Origin of the sequence: Acinetobacter sp. ANC 5414 (assembly GCF_013004295.1) — a bacterium.
GTDB lineage: Bacteria > Pseudomonadota > Gammaproteobacteria > Pseudomonadales > Moraxellaceae > Acinetobacter.
Genome location: NZ_JABERM010000012.1, coordinates 192834 through 209079 on the forward strand (window position 1 = coordinate 192834; position 16246 = coordinate 209079).

Genomic DNA, 16246 nt, shown 5'->3' on the forward strand with positions numbered 1-16246 from the left:
AGGAATAAACTTTGAAATCTTGGCTGACGCGGCTTAAACAAGCGACGTATAACACCACCTTTATGTATAACCTGCGCATGGTGATTGCATTTGCGGGTACGGCTTTTGTGCCTTATTTTATGGGGCAACAACTGGCGACTATTCCTTTAACTCTGGGTGTAGTGGCTGCAGGTTTAAGTGATATTGATGACCGTTTCTCGGTTCGGATCATGAACCTGATTTATACCTATATCGGTTTCTTTATTACTGCCAGTTCTATTTATTTCTTGTTTCCTTACCCGATTTTATTTGCCTTAGGCTTGATTGTCTCCTGTATTGGCTGGATTCTGCTGGGGTCACTAGGACGCCGTTATGCCACCATTTCCTATGGCTGTCTGGTGGTTTCCGTTTACTCTATGTTGGGTGTTGAGCTATTCGACAACTGGTATACCCAAGCCTTGCTGCTTGTTGCGGGTGCTGCATGGTATGGCCTGATTTCAACGATCAGCTTTTTATTGTTCCCTGTTCGCCAAGTGCAAGATAAATTGTCGCAGTGTTATTCATCACTCGGCGATTTTCTGTTTGCTAAATCAAACCTGTTTGATGTCGATATGACGCCGAGCAGCTATCAACAAAGCATGATTGAGCTGTCTTTGGAAAATGGAAAACTGGTCGGCATTTTCAATGAAATGAAAACTGCGCTCCTGACCCGTTTAAAGGGTGACCGTGGGCAAAAAGATACCCGTCGCAGCTTGCAGTATTATTTTGTCGCACAAGATATTCATGAACGCGCCGATTCAGCGCACATTGAATATCAAAAACTGGTTAAAATTTTTGAACATAGTGATATTTTATTCCGCTTCCAACGGATTTTATACCTTCAGGCAAAAGCCTGCAAAGATCTAAGTTACAGCATTTTGCACCGTGAAACCTATCAGCATAACCAGCGCTTTAAGCATGCTTTTGCCAATTTAAAACTCTCTTTAGAGAAATTACGCGCTGAACAACAATATGACCCAGTCTGGGTCAATGCCCTGTTTTCCCTGTATCAAAATTTAAAGTCGATTGATGCGCAACTACGCAATGTAGAAACAGAACGTCATATCAAGTTTGATAAAGCCAAACATATTGAAAACCAGCTGAAAGATGATGACTTAAAAGGCTGGAATGATGTGGTGATCCGTATCAAACAGCATTTAACCCCGGAATCTGTGCTGTTTAGACATGCAATTCGTGTCTCTATGGTCTTGCTGATTGGCTATATTTTTGTGCAAGTGACCAATATTGAATATGGCTACTGGATTTTACTGACGGCTCTTTTTGTCAGCCAGCCGAATTTCAACGCCACCAAACGCCGTTTACGCTTGCGTATTGTCGGCACTTTAGTCGGCATTATTCTGGGTTATGCAGTTTTATACTTTATCCCGTCAATTGAAGGACAATTGTTATTACTGGTGTTCAGTGGTGTGCTGTTCTTCGAATTGCGCAGTAAACAATATGCGCAAGCTACCGCATTTATTACCATTCTTGCGCTGATTAACTTTAATCTGGATGGAATGGGCTTTGAAGCAGCATTACCTCGCATGATTGATACCTTAATTGGCTGTGCTTTGGCCTGGTTTGGGGTCAGTTTTATTTTCCCGGACTGGAAGTTCCGTCGCCTGTCGCGCACCATCAAGCGCTCTCTCACGGCACAATGTGACTATTTAGCCGAAGTGATTGAACAATATAAACAAGGCCGTAATAACGGTTTGAAATATCGTGTAGTCCGTCGTGCCGCACATAATAATGATGCTGAAGTTGCCTCCCTGATTTCAACCTTAGCCACTGAGCCTGATTTCGATCCGACCCAAAAAACTTTAGCTTTTGAATTCTTGTGCTTGAATCACACCCTGCTCAGCTATATTGCCGCACTCGGGGCGCATCGTGAAAAAATCCAAGATCAAGAAGTGTTAAAGCTTTTAGACTTGGCTTTAGAGGATATTCAGGGTTCTTTATTAAAAGATGAATTTCCCGATCTGACAGCACAAAATATGTTGAACACGATTCGTCAACGCTTAACCCACAATAATGAAGATGATCAGAAATCGCTGATTGTTTTACAGCAACTCTCTTTGATGTTAAGCATTCTGAATCAACTCAGTCGCTTAAAGCAAAGTTTGAGTTATGACCGGGATGAGAAAGCCACCGAATTAGGCTCATTATAATTCGCATGATTTTGGAACAATATACTCACTGAATGGGTATAAATAATGCTAAACTTTTTACAGTTCTAAATTTGTTAATTCACTATGACCACGAAAAATTTATACGCTTATACCCTACAGCCTGTGAACTATGAAATTTCAGAGGCTGAACAACGTCAAGCTCAACTTGCTATTTGGCGTAGCACCAACAAAATCGGCACGAAAACATGGATCATTATGGCTGTCGTGGCTGCTCTATCTATTGTTGGTATTATCTTATTAAAGAACTATTCGACTATTTTTTGTTGGGTTGCATTGGTCTGCGTCGTGGCATACTTCCTAATCCGTAAATTCGGTTTGGAATGGTACGTTAAACGTAAAATGAATGAATTCCCGGTACAGGAAATCAAAGGCATTCGTTTAGGCGTACAACCACACGGCATTATCATGCGTCAAAAAATGGGTGCGCAAGAAGGTGTGGGTGCAATCGGCTGGAAAGATATTTATGAATGGTATAACACACCTGACTTTATGTTGATTAATTTCAAGGTTAAAGGTCAGCAAGGTGCTTATATTCTGCCAAAACGTATGGATTCAAAGAATTTTTCATTCAACACCATTCGTAAGCATTTAACTGAAACAGTGGGCGAAGCTAAACAGGTTTAAGCCCTGCTGTAATCAAAAATATTTGTATAAAAACCTCCAGACTATTGGGGGTTTTTTAATAAACCAACTATAAATGATAATGAGAATGAATATTACCTGCAAAATCCATATGATTTGCCAAAAATTCAGTTATAATTTGCGCTAATACCATTCACCCCCACATCTTTTTTCAGCTATGTTAAAAAAAATATTTTTTCAGATCCATTGGTTCCTCGGAATTAGCGCTGGGTTAATCCTCTCGATTATGGGGGTTACCGGTGCCATTTATTCATATGAACAACCGATTCAAAAATGGCTGAATCCAGATAGTTATACCGTACAAGCTGAAAATCGTGACAAGTTAACACCTGCAGAACTGTATCAGCACTTTAATAAAGCTGCTCCAGAGATGAAAATTAACAGCATCACTGTAGCCAAAGACCCCACTGCATCTTCTAGCCTAAATATTGTCAAAGAAGGTGCACGTAAGGGCTATAACATGATGATTAACCCCTACACTGCCGAAGTTTTGCCAGAAATCAAAGGGCGAGAGTTTTTTAAGTTTATCGAGCAGTTGCATCGCAATTTAACCATCGGACCAGTCGGCAAACAGATCACCGGGGCTTGTACCCTCATGCTGATCTTTTTTGTATTAAGTGGTCTATATCTGCGCTGGCCGAAAAAACATTCTTTTAAACAATGGCTGATGATTAAGCCGCAACTTAAAGGTCGTAATTTCTTATGGGATTTACATGCGGTTGTGGGTACTTGGGTGGTTATTTTCTTCCTGATTATCGCGTGTACCGGTTTAACCTGGTCTTATGGCTGGTGGCGTAGCGGCCTGTATAGCGTAATGGGCGTCGAACAACAAAAAGAATCAAAAGGTGAAGCTCCACAGCGTGGTGCTAAAGAAAGTCGCAGTGAACGTGGCGGAAATACCCCAAGCGGTGAAGGACGTGGTAGTGCTGAACAGACACAATCAAGTAACCAAGATCGAGAAGGTTCTAAACCAGGTTCTCGTGGTGAAGGTGGTGATAAACTTGGTCTAAGCCCTGAGCAAATCAATCTTGCCCTAAGCCAAACCTGGACTGGATTTAATGCACAAGTCGGTCGTGATTATTCAAGCCTGACCGTCAATTTGCCGAAAAAAGCCAATGGCGAAGTTGAACTGAGTTTTGTTGATGCTATTCCACAACATGAACGTGCACGGAATAAAGCCACATTTGACTATAAAACTTCATCCATTAAAGACATGGAAATTTATGAAGATAAAAAGTTAAATGAAAAAATCATGAGCAGTATGTTGCCGGTTCACCGCGGTAGCTTCTTTGGTCCAGTGTACCAATTCTTGGCCATGTTAGCTGCTCTGTCTATGCCATTGTTCTTTGTCACAGGCTGGATGCTGTATCTTAAACGCCGTAAACAAAAGAAACTGACCCAAGCTGCGCGTAATAGCTTAACTGCTGCCAATATTGATCCAAATGCCAAACCTTGGCTGATTGCTTATGCCACTCAAACCGGCACTTCTGAACAACTGGCTTGGCGTACAGCAACCAGCTTGCAAGAAGCTCATCAACCTGTAACCGTGAAATCCGTACAACACTTAAGTCTAGATGATTTAAAAAATGCTGAACAAGTCTTGTTTGTGGCAAGTACTTACGGTACAGGTGAAGCCCCGGATTTAGCTTCAAGTTTTGCCAAAAAAATACTTTCATCACAGGTTGATTTAAACCATCTGCACTATGCTGTCTTAGCTTTGGGTTCGAGCGAATATCCAGATACCTTCTGTAGTTTTGGTCATGAAATTGATGCCTGGTTAAAGCAAAATGGTGCGCAGCAATTATTTGCCACCATTGATGTGGATAATGCCAATAATCAGCAGATTCAGGCATGGAACAGCGCTTTAGCCAAAGTGACCAAACTAGACTTACAAGCCATGAATATCGAAAAAACATTCGATACCTGGACACTCACAAAACGTGATCTACTCAATCCAAATAGTTTAGGTGCGCCTGCCTTTAATATCGAATTAAAACCAAGCCATGAAGTGTTTTGGCAAGCCGGCGATATTGCAGAGATTCAACCGGGCAACAGTGCTGAACGTATTACAGCTTTTATGCAAAAGCATCAAATCCAGCCGCATACGCAAGTGGATTCGTTACAACTCAGCATTGAACAAGCGCTATGGGATAAAGATTTAACTGTTGAGGTTGAACCTTTTGCCAACATGGAACATTTACTGGAACAACTTCCTACGTTGCCTTCGCGTGAATATTCAATTGCCAGTATTCCATCGCAACAAGTGCTGCGCTTGGTAGTTCGTCAACAGTCAGATGCACAAGGCCAATTGGGTCTGGGTTCAGGTTGGCTGACTCAACATGCAGCATTAAATAGCCAGATTGCACTGCGTATTCGCACCAATGAATCTTTCCATCTGATTCATGACAATCGCCCAATCATTTGTATTGGTAACGGCACAGGTCTTGCCGGATTAATGAGCTTGTTACATGCGCGTACCCGTCAGAACTATACGCAAAACTGGCTCATCTTTGGTGAACGTCAACGTGAACATGACTTCTTCTATCAAAGCACGATTGAAGCCTGGCAAACCACAGGCATGCTACAGCGCCTTGATTTAGCCTTCTCCCGTGATCAAGAAGAAAAAGTCTATGTGCACCACAAACTACGCGAACAAGCTCAAGAACTAAAAGTCTGGGTCGATCATGGCGCTGTGATTTATGTTTGCGGTAGCATCGATGGTATGGCCAGTGATGTTGATCAAGCACTGATTGATATTCTAGGTGAGGCAACCGTCGATCAGCTTCGTCAAGCAGGTCGTTACCGTCGTGACGTTTACTAAATATTAAAGCCAATAAAAAACCGAGCCTTAGTGCTCGGTTTTTTATACTTAAAACATACAAATTGTTTAAACTAACAGCAACATTCACCCAGAGCCAGCTTATGTCGGACCATCTAAAACGTAGCTTCAGTTTTATCATAGGCAGTTTATTGGCACTCGATGGCTTATGGTTACTTTCACTCGATAAAATCCATTTAGGCATTATTCTTCCGATGATTATCGGTATCGGCTTAATCCTGTATGCCATATTTTTTAAGTGGATTCAAAGATTTATCCAAGCCAGTAAATTACGACTGACTTTGTGGCGTTGTGCTTGGGCAGCATTCTTTCTATGGCTCAGCACATTACTGATTTTTTTCGCTTATCTGCAATATACGATTCAGCAGAACACGACATCCCAACCGGCAGCCGCAATTATTGTACTGGGTGGTGGCATAGAAAATGGTCAGCCCTCTCTAACTTTAAAACAGCGTTTAGATGTTGGGGCAGCCTATGCCAAGCAATATCCGGAAGCTATCCTGATCATGACTGGAGGTTTAGGTTTTAAAGAGCAAATGACTGAAGCAGAGGTGATGTCCGCCTATCTGCAAAAACAACACCAAATAGATCCATCACGAATTTTATTAGAAGATCAAAGCACCAGTACTGAAGAAAATCTGCTTAATGTCCAATCTCTGCTCAAAGAACATCAGATTAGCCTGAACCAGCCTATTGTTATTGCCACCAGTGATTTTCATATTTTGCGTGCCAAAGCCATAGCCAAACATCAAGGCTACCCGCAGATCCTCACTATAAGCGCCCCAACACCATTGTATATTCGCTACAACTCTTGGTTGAGAGAATACTTTGCCTTTATTAGTGGATGGCTACTTAATGAATATTAAACCGGTAAACAACCTTAAAAATAATGGATAAGAAACATTAATTCAAACGAATGCTACGTGGCATAGGCAATTTGGTGTCTTTAAATAATTCTGGTTTTTGCAAATAAATCTGATACAGATAATTTTTGATGTCTAATAATAATTTTTCAGGGGCAACCAGGACATTCTGTCCTTCAGGCGTTAAATCCATCGATACACAGGTATTTTCTTGACGTAAAAAAGGGATGACTTTTTCAACAAAATCTTTGAGTGAAATATCCTGAATTTGATAATATTCCCAATTGTCTTTAATCAGCAACTTTGCCAGGCTTTTATGTTGCCAAACTGCTAAAGCGCGCTGACCTGTAGGAGTCGCACATAAAGCCCAACCGTCATCATATAAAGCGCTCACAGAGCCTTGCGCAATAATTGTTTCAATGAATTGTTTATAGATGTCTTGAGCATTATAGGTGGTATTTAGATTTTTGGACGCAGCTTTGCGTTGATATGGATTTCTCATAGTTTTTCAATATTTAAAATTATTATAGTCTTGAGATTCTATGAAAAAAACAGGATTGGAGCAAGGAGAATATATGGTGGGCGCTGACGGGATCGAACCGCCGACATTCTGCTTGTAAGGCAGACGCTCTACCAACTGAGCTAAGCGCCCTTGAGGAATAAAAATAGCATGGCTATTTTTATGACGCAAGAAAGAAATCTTGCTTGATGTAACCATAATCTAGAACAAGGAATCTAGAAAATGGCGCAGCGGACGGGACTCGAACCCGCGACCCTCGGCGTGACAGGCCGATATTCTAACCAACTGAACTACCGCTGCACTTAAAACATTTAACGTAAAGGCTTGGTGGGCGCTGACGGGATCGAACCGCCGACATTCTGCTTGTAAGGCAGACGCTCTACCAACTGAGCTAAGCGCCCTTTACGACTTCATCGTTTGTGTGGTGCATTATAGAGAATCTATGCAGCCTGTCAAACGCTTTTCTGCCTGTTTTTGGTTTTTTACGTTTGAGTGATTAAAAAATAGGTTAATCGCTATAAAAACAAACAATTTCTGTAATTTATTTAGAATTTTCTGCAAAAAACCACAAACTCATACTGTAGTTTTGACTCAAAAAATTTCATCTTTTTTGAACAACTAGGAAATAATGCTATTTTTTAGCCAACATCGATAGCGGAGTTTTCACTTTTCATCTCTTGAGATGTTGCTTTAAATGTTTGTGCTTGTTTTACAGTCAATTAAATTCATACTGTATTCAGAAATATAAACCAATGCTTGTTCAGGAATAAGGTTGAACAATTCAACCACATCATCATTACGCATACGGATACAGCCATGTGACATCGGGATACCCATCGGTTCGGTATCGGGTGTGCCATGAATATAGATATAACGTTTAAATGTGTCGCAGCCCTCCCCTTGATTAAAGTTCTCTTCCAAACCGCTTAACCAGAGAATACGGGATAGAATCCAGTCCCGTTCAGGAAACTGTGCCGCCAATGCTTCATCATAGACTTCGCCAGTTTCCTGTCTTGCTTTGAAAACTGCATTTTTAGCTGCACCGTGACCAAATTTGAGTGCGATCTTGTGCCAGCCTCTAGGGGTCTTGCCTGAATTTTCCTGCTCCCCAATCCCATTCTTACCTGAAGAAATCACATAAAACTTATTATGCTTTGGCAAAGTTAAGCTTTGTTCAGCCAAATCAATCCAGACATCTGCTTGTTCTAAGGTATATGACATGATGGGTATCACTCTGTTTCTTTGATCTGTTCAGTCGAAGGTTCAGGACGTAGCCACAGCCAAATTGAAACTGTGAGCATGGTTAAGTCAGTAAATACTTTGACCAATAACGGCGCATGGGTAAACAGCATAATCATGGCACTGATCAGCATCATGATACTGGCGAACCATTTGGCTTTACGCGGTACAGTGCCATTTTCACGCCATGATCGCAAGGTCGCACCATATTTAGGATGATTGAGTAACCATGCATCCATTTGCGGCCAGCCTTTAGAGGCGGACCAGGCGGCTAAAATCAGAAAGACTGTTGTTGGCATACCCGGCAAAAGTGCTCCGATAAAGCCCAGGATGACGAAAATCATCACCAAACTTCGCCAAAACAACATCTTCATAGCACTGCCCTACCCGACTAATTGCGGTAGTATAAAGCGTTTTTAGCTATTATCCGTTGTAATTCTGCACTTTTAATTTTGCAGTGGGGTTTCTATGTTTGCTTTAAATCAAGCCTCTGACCTTGAAGAACCTTGGCTTCAATTTAAAAATTTACTGGTTCGACAACTGGCATTTTGTGTATCCAGTCCGAATATTTTAGCGACGATTCCAGCAGAACTGGTACTCAAGCATTCTTTTCAATTACATTACAATGCAACATGGGCAAGGCATTTTCAGAATTATCGTTCAAGACTGCTTTATTTAGATCAACATCCTCAAGAATTAGAAGTCTTTTTACAACAGCTTAAAAGTACCCGTTTAGGTCTACGCTTTGAAATGTTTATCTGGTTTTGGCTGCTTGATCAAGCCTATCATCCTTATCAATTACTCGGTCATAGCATTCAAAAGATAGCGGGTCCTAAAACCTTGGGTGAACTCGATTTCCTATTACTCAATACTGAAACCAATCAGATTGAACATTGGGAAGTCGCTTTAAAATATTATTTGGCTGAACGGGATTTCTCTTTGGCGTATTGGTATGGCTTAAACCGTAGCGACACCTTAATTCGAAAATTAAATCACTTTAGCCAAAAACAGTTTCAATTTGACCACGCCCTTGATCGTCAAATTGATCAGCGGTTTGCCATATTAAAAGGTCAACTCTATCTTCCTGTTGAACATACCCAGCAAGTTATTCCGACTTGGGTGAATCTCAAACGGCGTTTAGGTTATTGGGGAAGCCATATTCCTCCTCAAAATGCACATTTTTATCGTTTAGACCGTCAAGAATGGATTTGCCCGCAACTGCAGTTCAGTAGCGATACGGCACAGTGGTGGAGCAATGGTTTATATCTGCAAAAAGATAAGTCCAATTTCTATATGTTTAGACATGCACCACTGCTTTCTCAAAGAGTGAATGGTTAATCTTATGAGAAATGTCTACTACTTTTATAACAATTGATTACTTTTCTACCATCAAAAACTCATATTTTTTACGTTGGGTATTAATTAACCTAAATCCACATCAAAATAATGAAATACTTGGAGATGATGATGAAAAAAATTCTGGCTGCTTCGCTTATTCTGGCGTTTGTTTTAACCGGTTGTAATACATTTAAAGGTATGGGTAAAGATGTATCCAAAGCCGGAGATGCCGTAACCAATACTGCTGAAAAAACTTCTGAAGAAATCCGCAAAAACTAGTTTGTCTTTAGCGCACACAGAACCCTGTCCAAGATGGGGTTTTTTTATGGCAATTTTATGGCGGTCATTCACATTCAAGGTCATATTCGCCTATTATAGCTGACAAATTTATCGACTGATGAAAATCGCATGACATCTTCCGCTACCCTTGATTTAAGCCTGCAACTGTTACGTCAGCCTTCTGTAACACCAATCGATCATAGCTGCCAAAACATTATGGCGGAACGTTTAGAAAAAATCGGCTTCAACATTGAACCGATGCGTTTCGAAGATGTCGATAATTTATGGGCACGTAAAGGAACTGAAGCGCCAGTTTTATGTTTTGCAGGTCATACCGATGTGGTTCCAACAGGCAGTTTAGACGACTGGAACTCCGACCCATTTGTACCCGAAATTCGTGATGGAAAGCTCTACGGTCGTGGTAGTGCAGACATGAAAACTGCACTTGCAGCCATGGTGGTTGCATCTGAACGCTTTGTAGCGAAACATCCAGATCATAAAGGCTCGATTGCATTCCTGATTACTTCTGACGAAGAAGGTCCGTCGATCAACGGCACGGTAAAAGTCGTAGAGGCTTTAGAAGCACGTAATGAGAAAATGACCTGGTGTCTGGTTGGTGAACCATCAAGCACCAATCAACTTGGTGACATTGTTAAAAATGGTCGTCGTGGTTCGTTAAATGCCAATTTAACCGTTAAAGGCAAACAGGGGCATGTGGCCTATCCTCACCTTGCAATTAACCCGATTCATACCGCTTCTAAAGCATTGGCTGAACTTTGCGATACAGTTTGGGACAATGGTAACGAATATTTCCCTGCCACCTCTTTCCAAATTTCAAATATCAATGCTGGTACTGGTGCAACCAACGTTGTTCCGGGCACCATGAACTTGTTGTTTAATTTCCGTTATTCAACTGAAGTCACGGCTGAAGAACTCAAAGCACGTACCTTGGAAATTCTGGATCGTCACAATGTTGACTATGATATTGACTGGACGCTTTCAGGTTTACCGTTCCTTACTCCAGTTGGTGAACTGGTGAATGCTGCAAAAAATGCAATTCGCAATGTCACCGGTATTGAAACTGAACTTTCGACCAGTGGTGGTACTTCAGATGGTCGTTTTATTGCCCCTACCGGTGCACAAGTGCTTGAGCTGGGCGTTTTAAATGCCAGCATTCATCAAATTGACGAACATGTAAATGTGGCCGATTTAGAACCACTTGCTGAAATTTACGAACAGATTTTAGAAGGCTTGTTGGCTAACTAAAACCCCAACAAACAAAAAAGGAACTTATTTAAGTTCCTTTTTTTGACTCATATTTGAGCTATCGCTAAAGTTACAATCCTAAAGAAGATTGAATTTGCGCCAGATTAGGGATATGAAAAACTTGATCGGCCATGCGTACGTATTGGAATACGGCCGGATCATTTAAAGCCTGTTCTTCATCGACCACTTCAGAAATACGTAGACGAATGGTTTTTGGCATTTTATTGCACATCAGGGCAAAACGTTGACTCACGTCATCGCCTTCAATAACCAAAGCCACCCCTACTTTCTGTTCTGGATTATTCACCGCATAGACAGGTAGCTTGAGTTCATGCCATTCCACAAATGGAACTTGCGTGGAACTATCCAGTGCGGACAAAACGATATTTTGCGGTAACAACATCGCCTGTTTACCATGACAATCGATAATATACGCATCGATAAATCCAGTCGACACGGTAATAAGGTGATGTAACTCTTGTTGTGTCATTTGATTCACAGCAGAGTTTGAAACACTATTTTGGCTCATTTATTTACCCCTGACTGGTCTCTAACAAGTTTTCAACATTGCTCACCAATTCTGCTTCCTGGAATGGTTTACCCATATAATGACTTACACCCAAGCTGAAGGCACGTTCACGGTGCTTCTCACCTGTTCTTGAAGTAATCATGATGATTGGTAAATCTCGATGCACTTCATGGTGACGAACAAGATTCGTCACTTCAAAACCATCCATACGTGGCATTTCAATATCCAGCAACATCAAGTCTGGTTTAATATTTTCAAGCTGTTCCATCGCATCGACACCATCTTTGGCTGTCACAATGTCATAACCATGACGTTCAAGTAAACGTGATGTCACTTTACGTACAGTCACCGAGTCATCCACAATCATGATTAAACGACGTGCATTATGATGACGCGACAGATCACGCTGATCCAATGCATGTTTAAGACGCTGTGTAGTCTGAATTTGTCGAGCAATATTTTGACCATCCAGAATCAGACAGACTTGACCATCACCTAAAATGGTTGCCCCAGCAACGACACCCACACTTGAGAATTGCTGACCAATCGGTTTCACCACAATTTGTGCACGCGAACCAATCAACTGGTCAACCAATAATGCAATGGTTTGACCACTATTACCTTTAATGAGCAACACCGGCAAAGAATGCGCAATGCTACTTAAACGCGGTAATGGCTGGTTTGAAACAAACTCGGATAAATAACGCAGTTTATAATTGGTATTGTCAATTTTAAAGAAGTCCTCTTTACTATTGAAATACTCTTCCAAGGTAGAAGGTGCAATTCGGACGATACGTTCAATTTGAGCCAATGAAATCGCAAATTGCTGATCGCCCGCTTTCACCATCAAGGCATCACTTACCGCCACTGTAGTTGGTACACGAATGGTAAAGGTTGTTCCTTTACCCAGCTCTGAATCTACAGAGACATGCCCACCAAGTGCTTTAATTTCACTCTGAACCACGTCCAGACCTACGCCACGACCTGAAATTTGGGTAATTTCTTTCGCAGTACTGAATCCGGGATGGAAAATCAGTTGCAGGATTTCTTGTTTATCGAGCAATTGATCAGCCTTAATTAAACCTAAGTTTAAAGCCTTCTCTTTAATCTTCGACTCATCAATCCCTTTACCATCATCACTAAACGAGACCAGTACATCGGTACCTTGACGGCTGATATTTAATACGATTTGCCCAACTTCAGGCTTCTGTACTTCTTGTCGTACCTGAGTGTCTTCAAGACCGTGGTCAATCGCGTTACGAAGCATATGTTCAAATGGCGTCACCAAACGCTCAAGAATGGTACGGTCCAATTCACCTTCAGTGTTTTGAACAATCAACTCTGCTGGACGGTTCAATGTGGACGACGTTTGACGCACGATACGTTGTAAACGTGGCAATAGGCGATCAAATGGTACTAGACGCGTACGCATCAGACTTTCTTGAATCTCGGCTTGAATACGTGATTGTTGTAACAGTAAACCTTCTGTATCACGAATTTTATCGGCCAACGTTGTTTTAAAGTCAACCAAGTCGGATGCAGATTCCGCCAAAGATTTTGACAATTGGTTTAAAGATGAATATTGGTCCATCTCTAATGGGTCAAAATCGGCATAGCGTGAATTTTCTGAACCATGTTTTGCAATAATGTGTGACTCTAACTCACCTTCCATTCGACGTAATTGGTCAGCTAAACGCTTCATCGCCAATTCCATCTCGTTCAAGGTATTGCCGAGTTGGCCCAAGTCCATTTCGATACGCGAACGGTTAATTGAATTTTCACCAGACAAGTCGATCATCTTCTCTACCAAGTCGGCAGAAATACGGATCATTTCATTGCTGTTATCTTGTTGCGAACTTAAGTCCCACTCACCCAGCATTGCCGGTGGTTCAGCACCATCACCTTGAACAAATTCAAAGGTTTTCGGTGTAGTTAACAGATCGGATTGGGTCACACGATTTGGCAATTGTACAGTTACATCAACAAATCCAATCGACTCTAAACTTAATTTCAGACTATCAAAATTACTGTAATCACGCTCGAAGATGGCCTGTTTTAACCATGCAAACGTGGTTTGTAATAATAAGTCGTAAGCATTTGAATTAAAGTGATGGACCGCGAACTGCTCGAAGGTGCTTTCCAATTGATACGAAATGGCAGCTACAGGTTCATTTTCAACCATACGTGCACCACCTTTCAGACTGTGGGCAGCACGTTGTAATTGAAGCAGTAAGCTACGATCGCTTCGTTGATCAAACCACTGTTTTAATAAATCATCAGTAGATTCTAGAATTTCTTCCGCTTCTTCCAGGAATGTTTCTTCTGCAATTAAGCGAATACTATCATCAGGATCTTCAACAGCTTCAGCATTTTGTGAAACAACCTCTTGTTCTGTTTCAAATTCTGTAGTGAATATCTCAGCTACGGGTTCTGCTAATTCATTGACCTCGATTTCAACAGCAACTTTTTCTACTGCAACACTATCAACTGCAACCGTTTCAGGCACGGCAGTGCTCGCAAACGTGCCTTGCGCAATCTCTTGGATATTACGCAAAATCTCAATCGATTCAGCACCAGAGTAGTCAATATGATCTTCACGAATGGTTTGAATTCGATCTGACACGTCATCTTGGACTAAACGGATAATACTAATCAGTTGTGGCGTAACCGTAATTTGTTGACGAATCACGCGCTCATAAATTGACTCTAATTCATGTGAAATCAAGCCGATATGAGTCGCTTGAATCATATTTGCACCCCCTTTCAAGGTATGCAAATAACGCATTAAATTATTCAATGCAGTGGTATGGGCTGGATCTTTGCTCCAAGTATTTAGATCCTGGTCAATACCACCCAACAACTCCTCTGCTTCTTCCAGGAAAATATCCAGTAAATCCGCATCGAAATCACTGTTTGCATCCGCTGCATGCATTTGAGCACGATCAGAACGCATTCTTTGTGAAATCTGTGCCAGATCAACCGTCGTAGATGCTGTATCTGGTATTGTGGCAAGCAGTTCTTCAACGACAGATTTACTATTTTCAAACTGTTCAAGGTCTTGCTGAACAAAGGCAGAAAGATCACTCAATATTTTCTGAACTTCATCGGTTAATATGACACGTTGCCCTGCGGCCAAGGTATCAAACAAATGAATAAATTCTTGATGTGCTTGTCCAAACAACTCATATGCATAATCAATATTAAGTAACTCTGGCTTTAATACCAATGCTTCATAACTGGACTTTAACTCATTGGTAAATTGGTGAATACCCACCGCAGCACGATTATCAGTATGATCCAATAACTGTTGAGCTTGATCACTTAAGGCCTGAATATATTCTGGATATTCAACTTTGGCGCGTTTTTCAAATTCGAATTCAGCATCGAGTAATAAATCAATATTCAATGCGATCAGCTTGGAAACCAGACCTTGAGGATTCACATCTTCATCTAGTTCAGCTGAGGTGAAGCCATAGTTATTCCATGCAGTATTAAAGGTTTCATAAATCGCATCAAGTTTCTGCATTTCACCTTGTCTAAGGGTATGCAAATAATCACGCACAAATTCGGCATACTGAATCAGCAAAGCCGTTTGCTTAGAGGTCGAAACAATTTCTTCTTGCAATAAGGTTTTAAATAAATTCTCTGCCTTGGTACTGGCTTCAAAAATCTGCTCGATTTGAGCCATTGATGAACTGCCGCGCAAGGTATGTAAAGCACGAATGAGAGCATTATAATCTTGTTTATTTTCATGCTCATTCTGCAAGAACTGATCAATCGTTGCTAAATGCTCTTCAGCTTCTTCAATAAAGATAGCAACTGTTTCTTCGATATCATTATTTGTTTCTGTTGCAGTGTCTCGTTGAGTTGATGCTTCATCATTCAACTCTAAACCTGTAACGCCATCTTCAGCAGTCAAGCTGCTAGAAAGCGCCAGTAATTCTTCCAGAGCAGGTTCTAAACTTAATCTTTGCTGTATTTGCTGACCCAGTAAAACCAATGGACGCAAATCAATATCAGCCAGCTGAACAGTTTTAAAAATTGGATATAACTTATATTGATAAATATTGAATACGGTTTGAGCGAAGCGTTGAACCGTTGTATCCAATGGCACGGCGCCTGAAATGACACGATTTAAAGTATCTTCCACTGCCCAAGCCACTTCACCGGCAGATTTAGCCCCCACCATGCGTCCAGAGCCTTTAAGCGTATGGAAATGACGGCGAATGGTAGTCAAAATTTCTTGGTCATTGGGATTTTCAAACCAAGTCGGAAATAAAGTACTTAATTCAACGAAGATTTCCTCGATTTCTTCTACAAAAATTTCGAGAATTTCTGCATCTTGATCAAGATAACTATCTTCAGGAAGCGTAGTCGTTTCAACTAAATTTTTTAATATTTCTTTCATAGCTTAGGCTTCTTACGTTTATCTGCCACCAAGAAGGGCGCTCAAACTTAATTGTCACCATCACGCGAGACCTAACTTCGAGGTTAAGTTCATCTTGTCGATGCTTTATCTGTGAT

General features: G+C 41.1%; 12 protein-coding genes and 3 tRNA genes. 7 read left to right on the forward strand and 8 right to left on the reverse strand.

Going from position 1 to position 16246, the window contains the following annotated elements:
* The first annotated feature begins 11 nt into the window (after positions 1 to 11).
* The 4 genes from yccS (at position 12) to HLH18_RS08960 (ending at position 6554) form a co-directional block, all read left to right on the forward strand.
* Positions 12 to 2186 (forward strand): YccS family putative transporter, encoded by a 2175-nt coding sequence (gene yccS, locus HLH18_RS08945; RefSeq protein WP_171527812.1) that lies wholly within the window; start codon positions 12 to 14, stop codon positions 2184 to 2186.
* 84 nt (positions 2187 to 2270) lie between these two features.
* Positions 2271 to 2831, forward strand: coding sequence for a YcxB family protein (locus HLH18_RS08950; RefSeq protein ID WP_131291587.1), 561 nt, complete (start codon positions 2271 to 2273; stop codon positions 2829 to 2831).
* A gap of 175 nt (positions 2832 to 3006) precedes the next feature.
* Positions 3007 to 5670 (forward strand): PepSY domain-containing protein, encoded by a 2664-nt coding sequence (locus tag HLH18_RS08955; protein WP_171527813.1) that lies wholly within the window; start codon positions 3007 to 3009, stop codon positions 5668 to 5670.
* Positions 5671 to 5771: 101 nt separating this feature from the next.
* Positions 5772 to 6554: a YdcF family protein gene (locus tag HLH18_RS08960; RefSeq protein WP_171527814.1), complete on the forward strand. Its 783-nt coding sequence runs from the start codon at positions 5772 to 5774 to the stop codon at positions 6552 to 6554.
* 37 nt (positions 6555 to 6591) lie between these two features.
* Here HLH18_RS08960 and HLH18_RS08965 read toward each other — a convergent pair whose 3' ends face one another.
* The 6 genes from HLH18_RS08965 to HLH18_RS08990 form a co-directional block, all read right to left on the reverse strand.
* Positions 6592 to 7053, reverse strand: coding sequence for a DUF2750 domain-containing protein (locus HLH18_RS08965; protein ID WP_171527815.1), 462 nt, complete (start codon positions 7051 to 7053; stop codon positions 6592 to 6594).
* A gap of 74 nt (positions 7054 to 7127) precedes the next feature.
* Positions 7128 to 7203, reverse strand: a tRNA-Val gene (locus HLH18_RS08970).
* A 91-nt stretch (positions 7204 to 7294) separates the two neighbouring features.
* A tRNA-Asp gene (locus HLH18_RS08975) sits at positions 7295 to 7371 on the reverse strand.
* 25 nt (positions 7372 to 7396) lie between these two features.
* Positions 7397 to 7472: transfer RNA gene (locus HLH18_RS08980), tRNA-Val, on the reverse strand.
* Positions 7473 to 7761: 289 nt separating this feature from the next.
* On the reverse strand, positions 7762 to 8292 hold the full coding sequence (gene elsL, locus HLH18_RS08985; protein WP_171546531.1) for a cell wall-recycling L,D-carboxypeptidase ElsL: 531 nt from the start codon (positions 8290 to 8292) through the stop codon (positions 7762 to 7764).
* An 8-nt stretch (positions 8293 to 8300) separates the two neighbouring features.
* Complete coding sequence (locus HLH18_RS08990; RefSeq protein ID WP_171546532.1) at positions 8301 to 8684, reverse strand: YbaN family protein; 384 nt, start codon at positions 8682 to 8684, stop codon at positions 8301 to 8303.
* Between the two features lie 94 nt (positions 8685 to 8778).
* Here HLH18_RS08990 and HLH18_RS08995 point away from each other — a divergent pair, with 94 nt between their 5' ends.
* The 3 genes from HLH18_RS08995 (at position 8779) to dapE (ending at position 11193) form a co-directional block, all read left to right on the forward strand.
* On the forward strand, positions 8779 to 9648 hold the full coding sequence (locus HLH18_RS08995) for a DUF1853 family protein (protein WP_171546533.1): 870 nt from the start codon (positions 8779 to 8781) through the stop codon (positions 9646 to 9648).
* 129 nt (positions 9649 to 9777) lie between these two features.
* The gene (locus HLH18_RS09000; protein WP_131291600.1) at positions 9778 to 9927 is read left to right on the forward strand and encodes an entericidin A/B family lipoprotein; all 150 of its coding nucleotides are present in this window, start codon (positions 9778 to 9780) and stop codon (positions 9925 to 9927) included.
* A gap of 129 nt (positions 9928 to 10056) precedes the next feature.
* Entirely contained in the window at positions 10057 to 11193 is a 1137-nt protein-coding gene (gene dapE / locus HLH18_RS09005) for a succinyl-diaminopimelate desuccinylase (RefSeq protein WP_171546534.1), read from the forward strand.
* Between the two features lie 70 nt (positions 11194 to 11263).
* Here dapE and HLH18_RS09010 read toward each other — a convergent pair whose 3' ends face one another.
* Together HLH18_RS09010 and HLH18_RS09015 are read right to left on the reverse strand one after the other, a co-directional pair.
* On the reverse strand, positions 11264 to 11722 hold the full coding sequence (locus HLH18_RS09010; protein ID WP_171546535.1) for a hypothetical protein: 459 nt from the start codon (positions 11720 to 11722) through the stop codon (positions 11264 to 11266).
* Between the two features lie 4 nt (positions 11723 to 11726).
* Positions 11727 to 16130, reverse strand: coding sequence for a hybrid sensor histidine kinase/response regulator (locus HLH18_RS09015; RefSeq protein WP_171546536.1), 4404 nt, complete (start codon positions 16128 to 16130; stop codon positions 11727 to 11729).
* Positions 16131 to 16246: the final 116 nt, after the last annotated feature.